This window comes from Terriglobus albidus (assembly GCF_025685425.1).
Classification (GTDB): Bacteria; Acidobacteriota; Terriglobia; order Terriglobales; family Acidobacteriaceae; genus Terriglobus; species Terriglobus albidus.
The window spans coordinates 351259-369099 of the sequence record NZ_JAGTAS010000056.1 but is presented as its reverse complement, the minus strand read 5'-3'; the positions used below and the strand labels follow the sequence as shown (position 1 = coordinate 369099).

The window sequence follows — 17841 nt, the reverse complement described above, 5'->3', positions numbered from 1 at the left end:
CGTGCAGCAGCGTTTTCATTGCGGAAGACGCCCATAAATGTGGATGCTCTGGACTACACCTACAGGGAAAATGCTTTACTCGCATTTCCCTGTTGCTGGGTATCCCGGAAGAGGAGTGCGGCGGCGTTTTCATTGCGGAAAACGCCCATAGATGCGGATGCNACAGGGAAAATGCTTTACTCGCATTTCCCTGTTGCTGGGTATCCCGGAAGAGGAGTGCGGCGGCGTTTTCATTGCGGAAAACGCCCATAGATGCGGATGCTCTGGACTACACCTACAGGGAAAATGCTTTACTCGCATTTCCCTGTTGCTGGGTATCCCGGAAGAGGAGTGCGGCGGCGTTTTCATTGCGGAAAACGCCCATAGATGCGGATGCTCTGGACTACACCTACAGGGAAAATGCTCTAGCGCAAAGAAAACCGGCTGATGGTCAGGTGCGGTCAGGTCGATGAAGCCCATCACTGGGAAAACAACGCAGCCCACGATGCATCCAACGGCATCCAGCGTGGCTCCGAAAACCATGTCGTCGGCATATCCGGGATATGAACCATGCCATGCCCTTGAGCACAGAGCAGCTCGGTGCCATACCAGTTCAGGAAGGCGGCGGAGGGCTGGCCTACACGGGCCGGATGTCCCAGCTTTCGCAAACAGCATGGGCAGCGATGGCGGTTGCTACGTAAGGTAAGCCGTATCGTCGGCAGCAAAAGCAGGAAGGCTGCAAACGCCTGTACACCACTCGCATCTTCCGGCCGCGGAAAAGCGAATTCCATTGCAATTGCCAGCGAACCGAGATAGGCAGCTGCAAGCAACAGAATCATCTGCACGCCTAGAAATATCGCTGGACGCCAGCGCATGCGCATTGGCATGCGCATGCCATCTTCACGCGCAAGAGGACGCGTTCCCGGCAAGGCGAATAGCAAAATCACACAAGCAAATAGAAAAGCCCTTCCTGGCATGAAGACACGCTCTTCCAGAGTCGTGACGTGAATGTGCAAGGGAAACTGTCGGTTCTGTAGTATTTGAAAGCCCCAATAAATATTGGGTGCTCCCGGAGCCACGGCGCCCAATACGTGACCATGCATACCAGCCGGTAGCCGATCTGCCAGGATAATCGCCTCCGGATCGTCCCATAACCGCAGCGTCGTACGCGGAAGTACCCCCTGGACCCGCACCGTGTTTCCGCCAAGACGCACTCTTGAGGGAAACCCTAACCCTTTCGCAGCGGCGTAACTTAGATAGATTCCCTCCCTGGCAGAGCCACCCAACCCTAGCATCCGTATCAGGTTGGCGGAGGCGGTCGCGACACGCAGGCGCTCGCCGTTGACATACCGCTTCTGGACCGCATAGAACGCGAACTCATCGAAGAGCGACTGCCGCCGTCGTGTCCATTCGGCGTACGTCTCATAGGCGATCGCGGGATGCTCCGCATCCTTCAGCAGCACTATGGATGAGGGAGCGCTGTAACTCCGGCTCAGCAAGATATCCCGGGAGCCTGGAACACACATTGCGGCGAACGCCATCATCAACAGTGCCATCGACGGAAGAACAAGTGCCTGCAGCCAGGAATGCGTCCAGAGCCGGGATTGCAGCCAGGGCAGCGTCACGGACCAGCCCACCGGCACATCCTTTTCGGTCACCGCGCGCAGCTCCCGCGCATCGGCCAAGGCTCCGCTCAACAGATGGACTGCCGCGCCCCATCCACACTCACTCCGCACATGCCACAGTTCGGCATTCCATTCAGACAACCATGTAGATCTCCGCTGGGCGGGCAGTAAAAGAGAAAGCAACCGCAGGTAGGTGTTCATACGCGCTCCTTCTCCTCTGCCGGCGCGGTGAGTGCTGCCAGTAACGGATACCGGCTGCGTGAAGCCTCCAGGACAGGACGCGCGGCCGCAGTCGTCTTGTAGTACTTACGAGGTGGACGCTGCTCTTTTTCGGCGATGGCCTCCGCTTCCCATTGTGACCGGATCAGCCCTTCCGCTTCCAACCGCCGCAGCGCCGGATACACGGTACCCGACGGCAACCCAGTGCTCTCCATGATGGAGAAGCCATAACGATAGCCGACCGCAATCGCATGCAGGATCAGGGCGGCGGTGTGCGAAAGCTTTCCGGTCTCAGCCATGCGCAGAAGGATACCTATGTAGCCATCTACTTGACAAGTGGGCAGGTTTCGCCTACTTATTATGAAGCTTTCTACATAGGGGTAGCGAGATGCTAGAAGCCAGAAATCTGACGAAGATCTACCGGGGACTTCCCGCGATTGAATCCATCAATTTCACCATCCGTCCGGGTGAGGTGGTCGGCTATCTCGGCCCTAACGGGTCAGGCAAGTCAACCACCGTCAAGATCATTACCGGCCTGGTACAACCCACGGAAGGCGGCGTTTTCTTCCAGGGTGGAAACATTCGGCATCAGTTGGAGCGATACCGAGCCACGCTTGGATATGTCCCGGAAGAGGCTCATGTCTACACCCATCTGACCGGACTTGAATATCTGCAATTGGTCGGCCGCCTGCGTGGGATGTCTGAATCTCTGCTCGACGCCCGCGCTCATGTGCTGCTCCGTCTCTGGGGGCTCGAAAGCTGGCGTCACAGCCCCATTGCCCTCTACTCCAAGGGGATGAAACAGCGCATTCTGCTCTCTGCCGCCCTTCTGCATAATCCGTCGCTTCTCATCTTCGATGAGCCGCTCAGCGGACTCGACGTCGTGTCAGCCCGCATCTTCAAAGACCTGCTTGAGGAACTGGCAGCGCGCGGCAAGGCGATCCTGTACATCTCTCACGTTCTGGAAGTCGTGGAGCAGGTCTGCAGCCGCGTGATTGTCCTTGGAAAAGGCAAAGTCATCGCAGACGAAACACCCGCCGGCCTGAAACTTGCCATGCAGCGCGGATCTCTCGAAGAGGTCTTTGCGGAACTGGTGCGCCAGCACGATACGCGCTCCACGGCACGCGAACTTGCGGAGGCTATCTCTCATGCCTGAAAGCAATGTTCTCGACCTGCGCCACGACCCGGTCTCACCTGCAGCCCGTATGCCTGGACGAACCGAGATCCTCATTCGTCATCTTCTCGCCCGCCTCTGCCAGAACGAGATGCTCTCGATCGATGGCGACATGAGCCGCGCGCTGCAAACCGCCTGGGCGATGGCATTGCCGCAGCTCTTTGCCACACTGATGAGCTTCCCTGTCTATCACCAGCCTCTTGGCGCACCCGCACGGGGCTACTGGCCCCAGGCCGGCGATCACTATTTTTTCATCACCTATGCCCTCTTCGTTATGGGAGCGGTTGCCGTCTACAGCTGGGACGTTCTCTTTCCCGATGCAATGGATGTTTTTGTGCTCGTTCCTCTACCTCTGCCGGCCCGACAACTCCTCAGTTCCCGCATCGTAGCGGTCGCCATCTTCCTGGCCGCTGCGCTGGTCGGCACCAATGCACTCGGTATCTTCTTCTTTCCGCTTGCAGCCGACCAGCCGCACATCGGACATCACATCCTCGCGCATTTCACTGCCGTAGTCTTCGCCGGAACGTTCGCCTGTACGCTCGTGTTGTCGATTCAGGGCATTCTGCTCACCCTCATATCGGAACGCCTCTTCCAGAAGATCACTCCCTTTCTGCAGATTCTGGGCATGCTGATACTCTTTACGCTCCTGTCGACCTTTCCGTTGGTGGTCGGCGCTCTACAAACAGTCCTCATCAGCTCTGCTCACTGGTCCCAATGGTTTCCTCCCTTCTGGTTCCTGGGTATCTATCAACGCATCATGTATGGCAGTGCGCCACCCTTCGATGTGCTGGCGATGCGCGGCATCATCGCAACCTTCATCACAGCAGCTATCACGTGCATCACGTACCCGATCGCTTATCGGCGGAAAGTCCGTCTGGTGATGGAGGGCTCCGCCGCCACAACTCAGCGCAGAGGAATTTTCAACACCGCCGCTGACGTCATTATTCCTGTGGTTGTCCGGAATTCCATACAGCGGGGCGTCTACCGATTCATTGGGCAGACATTGTGGCGCTCGCGCCGTCCAAGGGCGATGATTGCGATCTTTCTGAGTATCGGGCTTGCCCTTGCTTTCTCCAATCTCATTACGATCAACTCCTCGGGTATCCACTTCCGCCATGATGGAGCGCTTGTCTCCGTCGCCATCATCGCATTCTGGCTTACCTTCGGTCTGCGCGCGGCGTTCGCCTCTCCCGTTGATCTGAGGGGAAGCTGGGTCTTCCGCTCCATCCTGGGTCGCGAGAAATCTCTCGTTCTCGATGTCCAGAAACATTGGACCGTCTATGCCGTCCTGTTTATTTCGGCAGCACTCGCGATCGCCTTTGCCGTCGCCGGAGCAATCTCTATCACGAGGCTTTTGTTAGCCGTTCTGATTTGCACGGCTGTCGCCATTCTCACGACTGATTTTTATGGCCGCCATGCCAGCGCGATCCCTTTTACGCAGGCCATGAAAACAACACAGCACGAGCGCCCGCTTGCTGCCGCCCGGTATCTATTGGTGTTTCCCTTTCTCATGACATTAGAGGTGCGCTGGATGCACATGAGCTTTGGCTGGCTCTCGATCCTTCTACTCGCGATGTATCTCCTTCACCGCTATCTCATTCGCGCCGCCGAGGAGTGGCGCGCCAATGACTTTGACGGAAACCTCGACGACAGCGACCCAGACGAGTTCCCTACCAGCCTCGGGCTTCGCGAATAGCTCAGGAGGGTGCGAGGTACATTCGCATCCCGCAGTAGCTCAGTCTGGAGTGACAAGACTATCGATCGGGCCGCGATTTCTAACCAACGCTTTACCGATTCACCAATCGCGCCGGCAGCCGCGCTCCCACAAATGGCAACGCGGTTTGTCGTGGCCGTCGTTGTGATCGCGCATAAGTTCAAATCCAGGAAAAGTTTCATAACCGCGGAACTTTTTGAGTGCTCTTCTGTCTTAAGGCAAGCACCATTCCCGCGAAATGGTCAGACCGATAGATCCAATATCTCCTTCCAGCCATAACCAAATTTCGATTGACACAGATATTTGCGCGTCAATATAGTGGGCTCCGTTTCAAGAGGTCAGACCACATAAAACTCCATCGCGCAGGCGGTCTGGACTCGTGTGCTTCAATCACTTGGATTTTGTCTTGGGAGATTTCTGGATGTTTTTGTGTGCCCGCCGTATCGCTGCGTCTGTAGCTTTGATTTGCCTTTCGATCGTTTTCCAGCTTCAGGCGCAGCAGGCGTCAACTCCCCTGCCATACACCATGACCACTCTTGCCGGACTTTCTCCCACGGCAACAACGGCGGGAAGCGCGTGCCCCACGCTTGCCGGGGCGACTGCGATTGACGCCTATGGTGACGGATGCCCTGCGATCAATGGAGTCTTCGGAGCGGCGGGCCGCGGCGGCGTTCAGGTTGACAACTTCGGCAATGTCTTTGTGGGAGACGACGTCAGCGGCATCATCCACATGATCAACCAGACCTCAGGCATCATGACGAGGCTCGCGGGCGGAGGGACTGCATGCTCCGCCAAACTTGATGCCGCCGGAGATGGATGCATTGCGGCAACCCAGACGGTTACTAGCGGCCAGCGTGGCATCGGCACCGATCCATACGGAAACGTGCTGCTGGCGGGCTATAGCGACAATCTCGTTCACCTCGTCTGCCGCACGGCTTCCCCGCTGTGCACGGCAGCACAGGTTGGGACTATGCAGCTTGTGGCGGGTTGCTCCCAGGGCACAGGCTCAAACGGTACGGGAGGCGCGGGCTCAGACAATGTGCCTGCCTTCACGACCGCTGCAGGAACTTGTACGGCTGCAAAAGGTGAGGTCTACGGGCCTCGCGGCGTTACCGCAGACATCTACGGCAACGTCTATTTCGCAGATACCAACTCATCTCGCACACGTGTCGTCGTTGGACCTCTTACCTCGTCGTACTTCAGCGGGGCGAATCCTATCTACGCAGCGCTTGGGGTGTATTACCCCTCCATCACCGCGGGCTACGCCTACACGGTCGTAAATACGGCTGGCACCAGTACCTCCACTGGTGGTACCGCCACAAGCAGCGGCGCGGCCTGCAGCGTTACCACGAACGGAACCACCTATGCGGGAACTGCACTCGACGCCTACGGAGATGGCTGTCCCCTCGAATTCAGCTCCGTCAAGGCATCTTCGGGGTATACGAGTGGCGTAGCCGTAGATGGCTCGGGCAACATGGTTTTTACCGATCCCACGCACGGCCTGCGAGTCTTCTATGTCAGCGGCAGTGGAATATCAGGCGCGACGATGCGCGCCGCTATTGTCGCAAACAATTCTGGCGTGAGTCCGCAGCCGGGTTTCATCTATATGCTGGCCGGCGCGGGAGCCACGGTCGTCTCTGCAACTCCTACGTTGGGCAACAGTACCGCTCTTACAGATTCCACCATTACCAAGGTGACAATCAGTCCCCAGGGCCATATCTTCATCGGTGACAGCAACAAGGTCCTGTTCTTCGATATCAATACCGGCTACATTCGCACGCTCCTCACAGGATCAGCCAATGTCACCGCAGGAAATTACTGCAGCGGCAGCACAGGACAGAAGTCGCTGAGCGCCTACAGCGATGCATGCCCCGCTTCGAAGTCGCTCTTCTCAAACAGCAATGGATTGGGTGTCGCTGTCGACGGACAGGGCAACCTGTATCTCTATGACAGCGCCAGTAACACCACCGGCATGCTGGTGCGTAAAGTGCTTGCTCAAGGCATGGCCGCCCAGACACTCGGCACATCCCTATCGCAGACCTACCAGCTCCACTTAGCCGAGACTGCGAGCGGCACAGTCGCCGGTGCGACAGCAACGCTGACACCGACTCCCGATATTGCGGTGGGAACCCCAGCCTGTTCGCAGAATGCAGATCTATCAGTAGACTGCGCCGTCACCGCAACGGCCTCTCCATCTGCCGCAGGACAGAGATCGGCCGGCCTCGGTATTAATCTGCCATCCGGAAGTTGGACGAATCCAACAGCATCGATCAACTTAGGCGGAACGGTCTCCGGCTCGGTGCTTGCCTTCGATCATGCAAGCACAACGGCGTCGGGAAGCAGCTCACCCGTCGCACCGAATACAAGCGTCCTCCTGTCCGGCACCACACCGGTCGGTGTAGCTGTCGACGGAGCCGGCAATGTATATACGATCGACCCGAATCACGGAACCATCGTTGCCTCTTTCCAGGGCGGGAGCGGCGTCACTCTCGCGAGCGGCATTCCCTCCGGTCCCACTCAGATTGCCGTTGATCAGCAAGGAAATGTCTTCCTTGTCGGAACGGCAACGCCATCGATCCAGGAGCTCGTGCTCAACGCCGCGACCTCCAGCTATTCATCTGTTTCCCTGAACTACACACCAGTCAGCGGGACTGCAATGCCGCAGGCAATTGCGGTTGATAAAACAGGCAATCTCTTTATCGCTGATCTGCAATCCACTTCGGCCAATACAGCGATCTATCGCCTCTCCACCTCCGGAGGTACAGTGCGGCAGCAGTCCATGGTCGCAACGGGATTCAGCAATCCCGTCTCACTCGCAGTCGATGGAGCAGGAAACGTCTATGTGGCCGATCGCAGTGCAGCTAGTGTTTTCAAACTGACTCCAAGCTCGACGGGAGCGTACACACAATCCACATTCCTCACCAACGTGATTCCCGTTGCGGTCGCGGTCGACCCCGGCGGTGATGTGTATGTACAGGATCAAACGACAGGTTCTGTGCTCGAAGTTCCGGTAAGCGGTCCTTCGTCCGTGACCGTTCTGACCGGCCTCACTGCCCCGACCGGACTAGCCCTGGACGGTAAAGGAGTCGTATACAGTGCTGACGCCAACAGCGGCATCACGCAGGTGAACCGCGGCGCTATTACGTACAACTTTGGAACCGATGAAAACATTGTCTTCGCGGGAACACTGACCAACGCAGGCAATATCGCAATCACGGGATCGAACACCGTCACCAATACAACCAACTTCAATGTGACGGGAGGCAATACCAACGGTTGCAGCTTTACCAGCAGCGTTCTTGGCGCACTTTCCGCGGGTGGCGCTTGTAATATGTCAGCTACGCTCGTCGGAAGTGGCTCAGGCACGGTGTCGGATGTGCTGAGCTTCGTTCCGACTGCATCCACAGTAGGAGCCTTGACTCTTACGGGCACACTTCAGGGCGTCGCGATCGCAACGACAACCACAGTCAGCAGTCCCTCGCCAGCTTCCCCAATCTATTCAGCAGGTGGAACGGAAGCGACATTTACCGTAACCGTCACGGCCGGCTCCGGAGCAACCGCTCCAGGTGGCACAGTTGCAGTCACGATCGACTCCACGACGAGTTATCCCACGCTCGTTGCGTCCGGAACAAGTGGCATTGCTACGGTCACAGTCACTGGCTTATCCGCAGGCACTCACACGATCTCGGCCGTCTACAGTACGTCAGGCAGCTTCACCGGATCTAACTCCGGCACAGCGCAAAGCTTCGCCATTGCGCAGATACCGACGACTGTAGCCTGGACACCCGGCGTGACCAGTTCTCCCGTCAGCCAGGCCATCGGCACCAGCGTCCTGAATGCGAGGGTCTCACCCTCGGTCTCAGGAACATTTGTATACACGGCAACGCCATCTGGTGGCTCTACTGTCACCGTGGATGCAGCCTCCTATCTGCCAATCGACACTTACACTCTGACGGTTACATTCACTCCGATTGACGCGGTCAACTACACCACCTCAACCGCGACTGTCACCAACTTCAGCGTGGTGAAGGCGAATACCACCGCGAGCGCCGGTGCCTCAACGAATGTCGTCGCAGCAGATGGAACCGGAAATTACACGAGTCTCTCGACAGCACTGGCCGCATTGCCGACTACCGGTGGAACCATCTATCTGAAGCCTGGAACTTACACAGGCCAGAATACGGTCAGTTATCCGAATGTCGCCCTACGCGGCCTGGGTGGCGATCCGACAAAGGTGATCCTTACCGGCGAAGATGGAGCCTTCTCTTCCCCCTTCGTTTACCCGGGTAGTAGCGCCGGCAATGCCAATGCCGGCGGTGACCAGGGATCGTCTACCTTGAACGTGGCAAAGAGCGCCTACATCGGCAGCCAGGCGACCTCCGGAAACGTGCAGTACACGCCGAACGGTTTCTATGCCGAGTATCTGACGATCCAGAACACGTACAACACCAGCACAACCACTACGTCGACGTACTCCACGGCAAGTGGAAGCTGTGCTGACACAGGCGTGGGACAGACGCTCAAGTCTCTCTATGACTCTGGCAAGCAGTGCAACTCGCAGGCGCTGGCGCTGTGGATGACCGCGGACCAGGCGGTGCTGAACAACGTCAATCTCACCAGCTTGCAGGACACGCTCTATGCAGGCAGCCAAGGATGCAGCAGCAGCTCATGCACTCCGGCGCGTCAGTACATGTGGAAGGGCACCATCATCGGCGATGTCGATTACGTCTTCGGCGACGCCGCGCTTGTCTTCGATCGGACGAACTTCTTCACCGCGTGGCATGGAACTTCGCCGGGTGGCCCGACAACCATCGAAGCACAGAATAAGAAATTCCAGACCGGCAGCAGCAATGACTATCTGAGCGGTTATATCTGCAATGATTGCACTCTGCTTTCGCAAAGCACCGGCATGTCGAATCTTTACTATGGCCGGCCCTATGGAGCATATTCCACCTGGATCATGTTGAACTCGTTCGTCGATCAGGTGAATCCGGTCGGCTGGATAGAGTTCTCAGGCAATACAAATCTGCCGACATCCACCTATGCCGAGTACAACACGCAGCCATACGTTGACCCTGCCGTTGGCACGGCTCCTTATCCCGCATCGCTGTTCAACGGAGCCGTTGTTCCAACAGGCGGTAATACTGGCGCGGGGGTAAACGGATCACGTGAGACGACCTCGACCAATCCGGGCACCATCGCAGCGAACAATGCGGTGCATACGAGTCTTACTGCTGCCCAGGCAGCACAGTACTATCCAGTCACGTTCCTTTCGGCAACAGTTCCAACACAGACCTATAGCGGCTTCTCCGCCAACTGGAACCCCGTGAATGCGCTTGCCACTGCGGTCAACTCCTTTGCCCCGACGGGCAGCATCACGCTGAACTCCTACGGCAGCAGCGTGACCATCCTTGGACGTCCGCAGACGCCAGGCGCAGGTTTGATCCCGACGGGAACCTATCAATTCCTCGACGGGAATGTTGTACTTGCCTCCGGTTCTCTTGATGCCGCGGGTGAAGCGTATCTCACCACGAGTACGCTCGCCGCCGGCGTCCATACCATCACCATGGTGTACGGCGGCGATGCCAACTTCAACGGAAGCACGTCATCGGCGTTCACCATCACCGTACCGGCAGCTCCGCTGGTTGCCACCAGCACCTTGCTCACCCTCGACAATACGAGCAGCACCTACGGCGGCACGATTACTGGCACTGCCACTGTAGCCGCCAACTCCGGCAGCGGGACGCCCAGCGGCAACGTAAACCTTCTTGCGGGATCCACCACCGTTGGATCATGCACATTGTCGAGTGGCGCCTGCACGTACACACTCTCGGGTGTGAGCGCGGGTGTTCAAACACTCAAGGCGGTCTACAGCGGCGATGCGTCTTATGCAACCAGCACTTCAGGCGGAGCAACCATCACGATTGCGCGTGCTGTTCTGCAGGTAACGGCAAACAACGTCACAGTCCAGGTCGGCGCAGCTCTGCCTTCCTATACGGCAACGATCACAGGCTTCGTTAACAGTGATACGCAGGCGACGGCCGTAACCGGGTCGCCCGCATTCACCGGAGCAGCGACCGGTACAAACACGGTCGGCATCTTTCCAATCACAGTTTCGACCGGCACTCTGGCTGCCACGAATTACACGTTCAATTTCACCGGTGGTTATCTGTACGTTCAGGCTGTGAATCAGGCGGCTCCTGTGGCTACAGGTGATACCCGCACCGTAACCGAGCCGCAATTCCCAGCCGTCTGCACGGCGCTAGCTGCTTCGCTGGCGTCGGTAAACGACGATCTACCAACCTCTGTCGATTCCACAGTCACCAATCCCGATGGAGCCCGCATTCAGGCTGCCCTCAATAGCTGCTCTGGAACCGGTCAGGCAGTAGAACTCTCTGCCGGAAACGCAGGAAACAACGCTTTCCTCACCGGTCCGCTTAGTATGCCGTCGAATGTGACCCTGTTGGTTGATCCCGGCGTTATCGTCTTCTTCTCGCGCAATGCGCAGGACTACGACAAAGTGCAAGGCACGCACACCTGCGGCACTATCAACAACAACGCTGCTACTTCCACCTGCCGTCCTCTCATCGATATTCCAGGCACCTCGACCAATGTCGGCATCATGGGATACGGACGGCTGGACGGCCGCGGCGGCGACGCGCTTCTCAATGCCATTGATCCGTATGAGGGCTACAGCTGGTGGGGACTATCGGCTGCAGCGAACGGAGTCGCGAATCAGCAGAATCCGCGTTTCATCCTTCTTGAACGCGGCGCAAGCAACATTACCCTTTACAAGATCACGCTCCGCAACTCTCCTCTATTCCATGTCTCCTCCACCGGCGGCGCAGTAAGCAATTTCACCGCATGGGATGTGAAGGTTGTCACGCCAACGAGTTCACGCAATACAGATGGCATTGATCCAGGAAATGCGACAAACTTCACGATCACGCGTTCGTGGATCTCCGATGGTGACGACAATATTGCTGTCGGCGCCTCCGGCGGCGGATCACAGAACATCTCAATCACCAATAACCACTTCTTTGCGGGCCATGGAGAGTCGATTGGAAGCATCACCCAGGGTGGTATCAGCAATATTCTTTTCGACGGCAATATGCTGGCGGGCAACGGATTTGCAGGACTCGGCAGTTCGGTGAACAACACGGCCGACGGCAATTCCACCGCAATTCGAATCAAGTCGGCGAATGATCGTGGTGGACTTGTCACAGGAATTCAGTACTCCAACTCCTGCTTCCTCGATCATAAGACGGACGTCCAGTTCACGCCGCTTTACAACACGAATACCGGAACACAAACACCGAACTTCCAGAACATCCTGATGCAGAACCTGGTGTTCCTGAACAATGCGACGACTGCGAGCGCAGGAAGTCTGCAGTTTACCGGTGCGGCAAACGGGTCAACCATTAACCCGCTTATTGTCACGCTCGACAACGTGACCTTCCCAAGTGCCCTCTCCTCGTCGAACTTCGTAACTACGGGAACAGGCGGGACAGAAACCAATGCACAACTCACGCTGGGACCGGGACAGGTCTCATCCAACTTCGTTTCGGCATGGACAGGCTTCGCCGGGTCGAACGGCAACACACTGACGGACAATCGCACGGCAACCACCCTGCAGGCGCCCCAGTGCAACTTCACCTACATCGCTCCTGAACTCACTGGTCCTAACGGTTTACCGCAGACCATCAGCTACGGACAGAATGCGACTGCAATGGTCGTCCTGACGCCAGCGGTCGGTGGCGCCGCTTATCCTACCGGCACAGTTACGCTGACAGACGCATTCGATAACAGCAAGAAGACGGTTACCCTGACTGGTTCGTCGGAAACCACGTCCATCCCGCTGAGCGGCCTGGCGATTGGCACGCATACGTTTACCGCAACCTACTCCGGTGACACCAACTACCCGCTACCCAGTGGCTCGACCTATTACACCCAGACAGGACCATATGTCGTTACGGTGAATGCCGCAACCCTGGCGAGCACGTCCACAGCACTTTCTGGTGTTCCCTCGTCAGTTGCATACGGATCTTCGTTCACGGCGACAGCAGCCGTGACAGGTACGAACCCGACGGGCACGGTTGCATTCGTTGTAAATGGCTCCGTATATGCGAGCTCGACGCTGACATCTGGCGCCGCAACCACGACCATTACCCTACCCTACAGCGCCTCCGCATACAGTGTCACCGCAATCTATAGCGGAGACACGGTGAATGCCGGATCCATCTCATCGGCGGCGACGGTTTCCGTCTCGGCGGCGGCGACCACAACGACTCTCTCGGCGAACTCGACGACGAGCACTCTCGGTCACCCGGTAGCCTTGAATGCAACCGTGACCTCAAGCGCTGGAACACCTACCGGCATAGTAAGTTTCAGTTACACAACTACGACAAATTCGACGGCAACGTTGTTGACCTCTTCCTCTCTGGTGAGTGGAACAGCATCGGTCTCTGTATCCTTGCCGATCGGAGCCAATTCCGTCACTGCGAGCTATACAGGAACGGGCGCATTCGGAGCATCGAATTCCACGGCGATGACCATTACTGTCAATCCGCCCACCATTGTTGCATTACCTACCGCTCCAATCGCGATGCCGTACACCATCTCGACCATCGCAGGCGGTTCTTCCCTGACGGTTCCGAGCAGCGGAACGATGGCGTGCGCCGGTGCAATCGATAAGTGGGGTAACGGATGCCAGGCAACCGCAATCGCGCTGTCCAGCGCCGATGATCTTCGTGCTGTTGCTGCCGATCCCTTCGGCAACGTGTACTTCACCGATATCAGCGCCGCGCTGATACGCCGCATCGCGCCGAATGGCATCATCAGCAACTTCGCCGGGCGCGTGACCGGAACCGCCTGCGTGCCCTCGGCAACAACCGGATGCACGCCGACACTGGTCAGTATCAGCAAGCCTCGCGGAATCTCCTCTGATGCCGCCGGCAATATCTTCATTGCTGATTACAGCGGAAACAAGGTCTATAAGGTCAGCGTCTCCACGGGATTGATGTACCTCGTGGCAGGTACCGGCACTGCCGGATCGACCGGCGACGGAGGCGCGGCCACATCGGCCCAAGTCAATGCTCCTCGCGGTGTCTGGGGCGATACGGTGGGCAACATCTATATCGCCGACACGACTGCTAACAAGATTCGTGTCGTCGACGAGACCGGTGTGATCCACACGTTTGCCGGAACCGGCACCGCAGCCTCGAACGGAGACGGAGGCCCCGCGACCTCAGCTGCGATCAGCAACCCGCAGGGTGTGATGACGGACGCGAACCTGAACGTCTATATCGCCGACTCAAGCGGCGGTAAGATCCGCGTGGTGTGCGTCACCTGCGGAACGAATTCGCCGCTCGATGCACTGCTTGCCAAGCTCGGAGTTACCGCGCCGGTCAATGGTTATATCTACACCATCGCCGGAGGTGCAGGCGCTGCCTACAGTGGCACCTATCCGACGCTAGGCACCAATGTCACTATGTCTCCGCAGAAGCTTGCGATCGATAGCAGCAACAACCTCTACATCTCCGATGGCAATGGTGTGATCTGGTTCCAGGACTTCCGGACCGGCAATCTCCGCCCGGTTGCGAGCAATGCCTCCGCAGTCTGCGCGGGCGCAACCAACAGCATCGGCGATGGTTGCCCTGCGACGCAGGCGAAGTTCGGCAATGGTGGCAACGGCATCGGTGTCGGCAGCGATACCCTCGGCAACATTTACATCTCAGACACGCTCAACCTGCGTATTCGTAAGGTGAGCACCAACCTGCAATCAACTGCAGTCGCGACCGGAACGGCTTCTTCGTCGCCTGTGAATATCCACTTCATCGCAGGCGACACCGCCACCGGCAATGGCATATCGGTCAACTCACCAGAATGGACTCTCTCATCTTCAGCGTGCTCGACCAACGGTGACACCACGACGGATTGCCTGCTTACCTCCACTTTCACACCGGCCGTACCTGGCGCTCGCTCCACGATACTGACGGCAACCAGCACGCAAGGACATACGGCCTATCTCGGCTTGACCGGTACAGGTCTTGGCGCAGGTGCGACACTCGATCCTGCCAGCACGACCAGCTTCGGAACAGGCCTGCAGGTAGCAGGACTTGCAACGGATAATGCGGGGAATGTCTATGTGGCCGACAGCGCAAGCAAGTCTCTGCTGAAATATGCTTCTTCGGCAGTGGCGCAAGGCAGCAGCGCTGTTCCGACGACCCTGGCAGCTCTTACGGCCCCCGGCGCCGTTGTGACTGATCCGCGAGGATATGTCTATGTGAGCGACGTATCGACGGGCCTGGTTACGCAGGTTTCGCCGGCAGGAGCAACATCTATACTGCCCTTCACCTTCACCAAGCCGACAGGACTGGCTGTCGATTCGATCAATAACCTCTATGTCTCTGATGCATCGGCACAGGCGATCTACCAGGTGAATCCGATCACCGGTGTCATGCGTCAACTGCCGGTGGGAACGCTGGTAGCGCCTGCCGGGCTCAGCATCGACCCGAACGGAAATCTGTTGATTGCCGATTCGGGCGCGCCGGCACTCTATCGCTATAACCTGCAGAGCGGAACCCGAAGTGCGGTTTCGACAACCGCCACTCAGCCGTCCGTTGCCATAACGGATGCTGCTGGCAATCTGCTTATTGCCGACTCTGGGTCGATCCTCGCTGTTCCAGCCAGCGCGAACAGCAGCGGCTTCACCATCGCAACTACAACACCTGCTGGACTTGCTACCGATAGCGCCGGCAATCTCTATACCGGTTCTTCTTCCGGTTCGATTCTCAAGCTGATCCGCACGCAAGGATATTTCCAGTTCGCGAACACTTCTGCGGCGCCTCAAAACTTCAGCCTGCTGGAGTCTGGTAATCAGACCCTGCAGTTGACCTCGGTCAGCCAGAGCGATCCAGCCGACTACAGTCTGAGCGCTGCCTCGTCCACAGACTGTTCCGTAAACACAAGCAATGCCGGTACGCTGGCGATCGGGGGTGTATGCAACGTTACGGCAACCTACACACCTACCACCTACGTCACTACAACCGACACGGCAACCTTCAACGGAAACCTGGCGAACGCGAGCCTTTCTACCCCGTCTGCGGTGCAGCTGACCGTGACCGGACCTGCAACGGCACCCGCCGCCAGCATGACGCTCGGTTCGTTCATTCCAGCCTCACCGGTCTATGGTCAGAGCATCACCGTTACGGCGACAGTCACCGGCGCTTCCGTTATTCCCGCCGGAACGGTAATTTTCACCGTTGATAGCGCCACGATGAACGCCGATCTCGTGAATGGCGTGGCTACTGCAACGCTGCCGTCATTGAAGGCCGGTTCTCACTCCATTACGGCGTCGTACACAAGCAGCAACGGTTACACCGCTGCAAGCACCTCCGCAACAACGCTTGTCATCGGACAGGCGCAGCCTACTCTTACCTGGTCTTCACCGGCGGCGATCACATACGGAACTCCACTGAGCGCGACGCAGTTGAACGCAACCTCAGGCGGAGTCGATGGCGCCTTCACCTACACCCCTGCGCTTGGCACGGTAGTGACGGCCGGAGCACAAACCCTGGCCGTCACGTTCACACCGACCGACACAACCGACTACACAACGGCAACAACCACGGTCCTTCTGACGGTGACTCAGGCAACGCCAACCATTACCTGGGCCACGCCAGCATCGGTCACCTACGGCACCGCACTGAGCAGCGCGCAGCTCAATGCCACCGCAAGCGTGCCCGGCACATTCTCATACTCCCCTGCGGCCGGAATGATGTTAAGTGCAGGACAGCAACTGCTCTCGGTAACCTTCACTCCTAACGACACAACCGATTACACCAATGCAGTGCAGACGGTTCATCTGACGGTGAACCCTGCCGCGTCCAACCTTGCATTGAGCGGAACGCCGAATCCGGCGGCCCAGGGCAAGACAGAGACCCTTACGGCAACAGTGACAAGTGTCGGACAGCCCACAGGCAACGTTGTCTTCTCCTCTGGAACGAACATCCTTTGCACTTCGCCACTCAACGCGTCAGGAATAGCGACCTGTCCCTTTGTTCCTTCCGCATCAGGAACTCTGACCATCACAGCCCAGTATCAGGGCGATCAGAGCCATCTGGCCTCCACGAGCAACATGGCTTTGAACGTCTATGACACGTCGGTGCAACTCCAGTTAGCCAGCACACAACTGGTCTATCCCGGTGCAACGAATGTGACGGTCTGCGTTGCGGGAGCAACTTCGGCAACACCGACCGGCACAGTCACCATTGCAGATGGAAGCACCACGCTGACTACGCAAACGCTTCAGGGTAATGGATGTGCCTATTGGTACATTTCGCCGGGACGCAGTGCGGGTAGCCACTCGATCAGCGCCACCTACTCGGGCAATAGCAGCAATCCGTCCGGAACATCCGCTCCGGTTCTGGTAACTGTCAGCCCGACTCCGGTGAAGATGAGCGCGTCCTGCTGGAACTCTTCGTTTGCATACGGAGCCAACTATCAGTGCACCGTGAATCTGAGCTCCTCCGCTGGATCGCCGCAAGGTGTCATTACGTACAGCTATGACGGGAGTGCTCCCGTAAGCGTGGCGCTCTCATCCGGCAATGCGCAGTTCACAATCACAAAACCGAATGCGGGCAGTCACACCGCCGCGATCGATTACGCACAACAGGCTAACTATGCGGCTGCAACAGAGCAAACCAATAACTTCACCGTCACTTTGGCGCCGGTGACCGTATCGCTTACACCGTCCAGCTGGTATAGCAAAGTCGGAACAACCATCACGTTCCAGGCATCCATTGCTTCCTGGAGTGCGGGTCCGCCGAATGCTAGCGGTACGGTTTCGTTCTATGACGGCTCAACTCTGCTTCAGACGGTTCCGGTCAACAGCAGCGGCCAGGCAAGCTACGCGACATCCGGGCTCTCCGCGGGATCGCACGCCATTACCGCCACCTATGCAGGTGGCACAAACTACGCTTCGGGCTCCGCGAGCGTCAACATAACGATGGCTCAATAAGGTGATGTTGAATGAGAAAGGGCTCTTCAGAGATGGAAAGCCCCTTCTTGTTTAGAGCATTTTCCCTGTTGCTGGGTATCCCGGAAGGGTTCGTGAAGCGGCGTTTTCA

Annotated in this window: 5 protein-coding genes; 3 read left to right on the top strand and 2 right to left on the bottom strand. The window is 57.7% G+C overall.

The features are described from left to right. Positions 1–458 precede the first annotated feature (458 nt). Both OHL21_RS16045 and OHL21_RS16040 read right to left on the bottom strand, forming a co-directional pair. Positions 459–1805, bottom strand: a complete 1347-nt coding sequence (locus OHL21_RS16045; protein ID WP_263418290.1) for a hypothetical protein — start codon at positions 1803–1805, stop codon at positions 459–461. Then, positions 1802–2122, bottom strand: coding sequence for a PadR family transcriptional regulator (locus OHL21_RS16040; protein WP_147648251.1), 321 nt, complete (start codon positions 2120–2122; stop codon positions 1802–1804). The genes OHL21_RS16045 and OHL21_RS16040 overlap by 4 nt, the downstream gene beginning before the upstream one ends. A gap of 89 nt (positions 2123–2211) precedes the next feature. On the opposite strand from OHL21_RS16040, the gene OHL21_RS16035 reads away from it, so the two are divergent. The 3 genes from OHL21_RS16035 (at position 2212) to OHL21_RS16025 (ending at position 17732) form a co-directional block, all read left to right on the top strand. Further along, positions 2212–2979: an ABC transporter ATP-binding protein gene (locus tag OHL21_RS16035; protein WP_263418289.1), complete on the top strand. Its 768-nt coding sequence runs from the start codon at positions 2212–2214 to the stop codon at positions 2977–2979. After that, positions 2972–4693 (top strand): hypothetical protein, encoded by a 1722-nt coding sequence (locus OHL21_RS16030; RefSeq protein WP_263418288.1) that lies wholly within the window; start codon positions 2972–2974, stop codon positions 4691–4693. The genes OHL21_RS16035 and OHL21_RS16030 overlap by 8 nt, the downstream gene beginning before the upstream one ends. A gap of 439 nt (positions 4694–5132) precedes the next feature. After that, entirely contained in the window at positions 5133–17732 is a 12600-nt protein-coding gene (locus OHL21_RS16025) for a pectinesterase family protein (RefSeq protein WP_263418287.1), read from the top strand. Positions 17733–17841 lie beyond the last annotated feature (109 nt).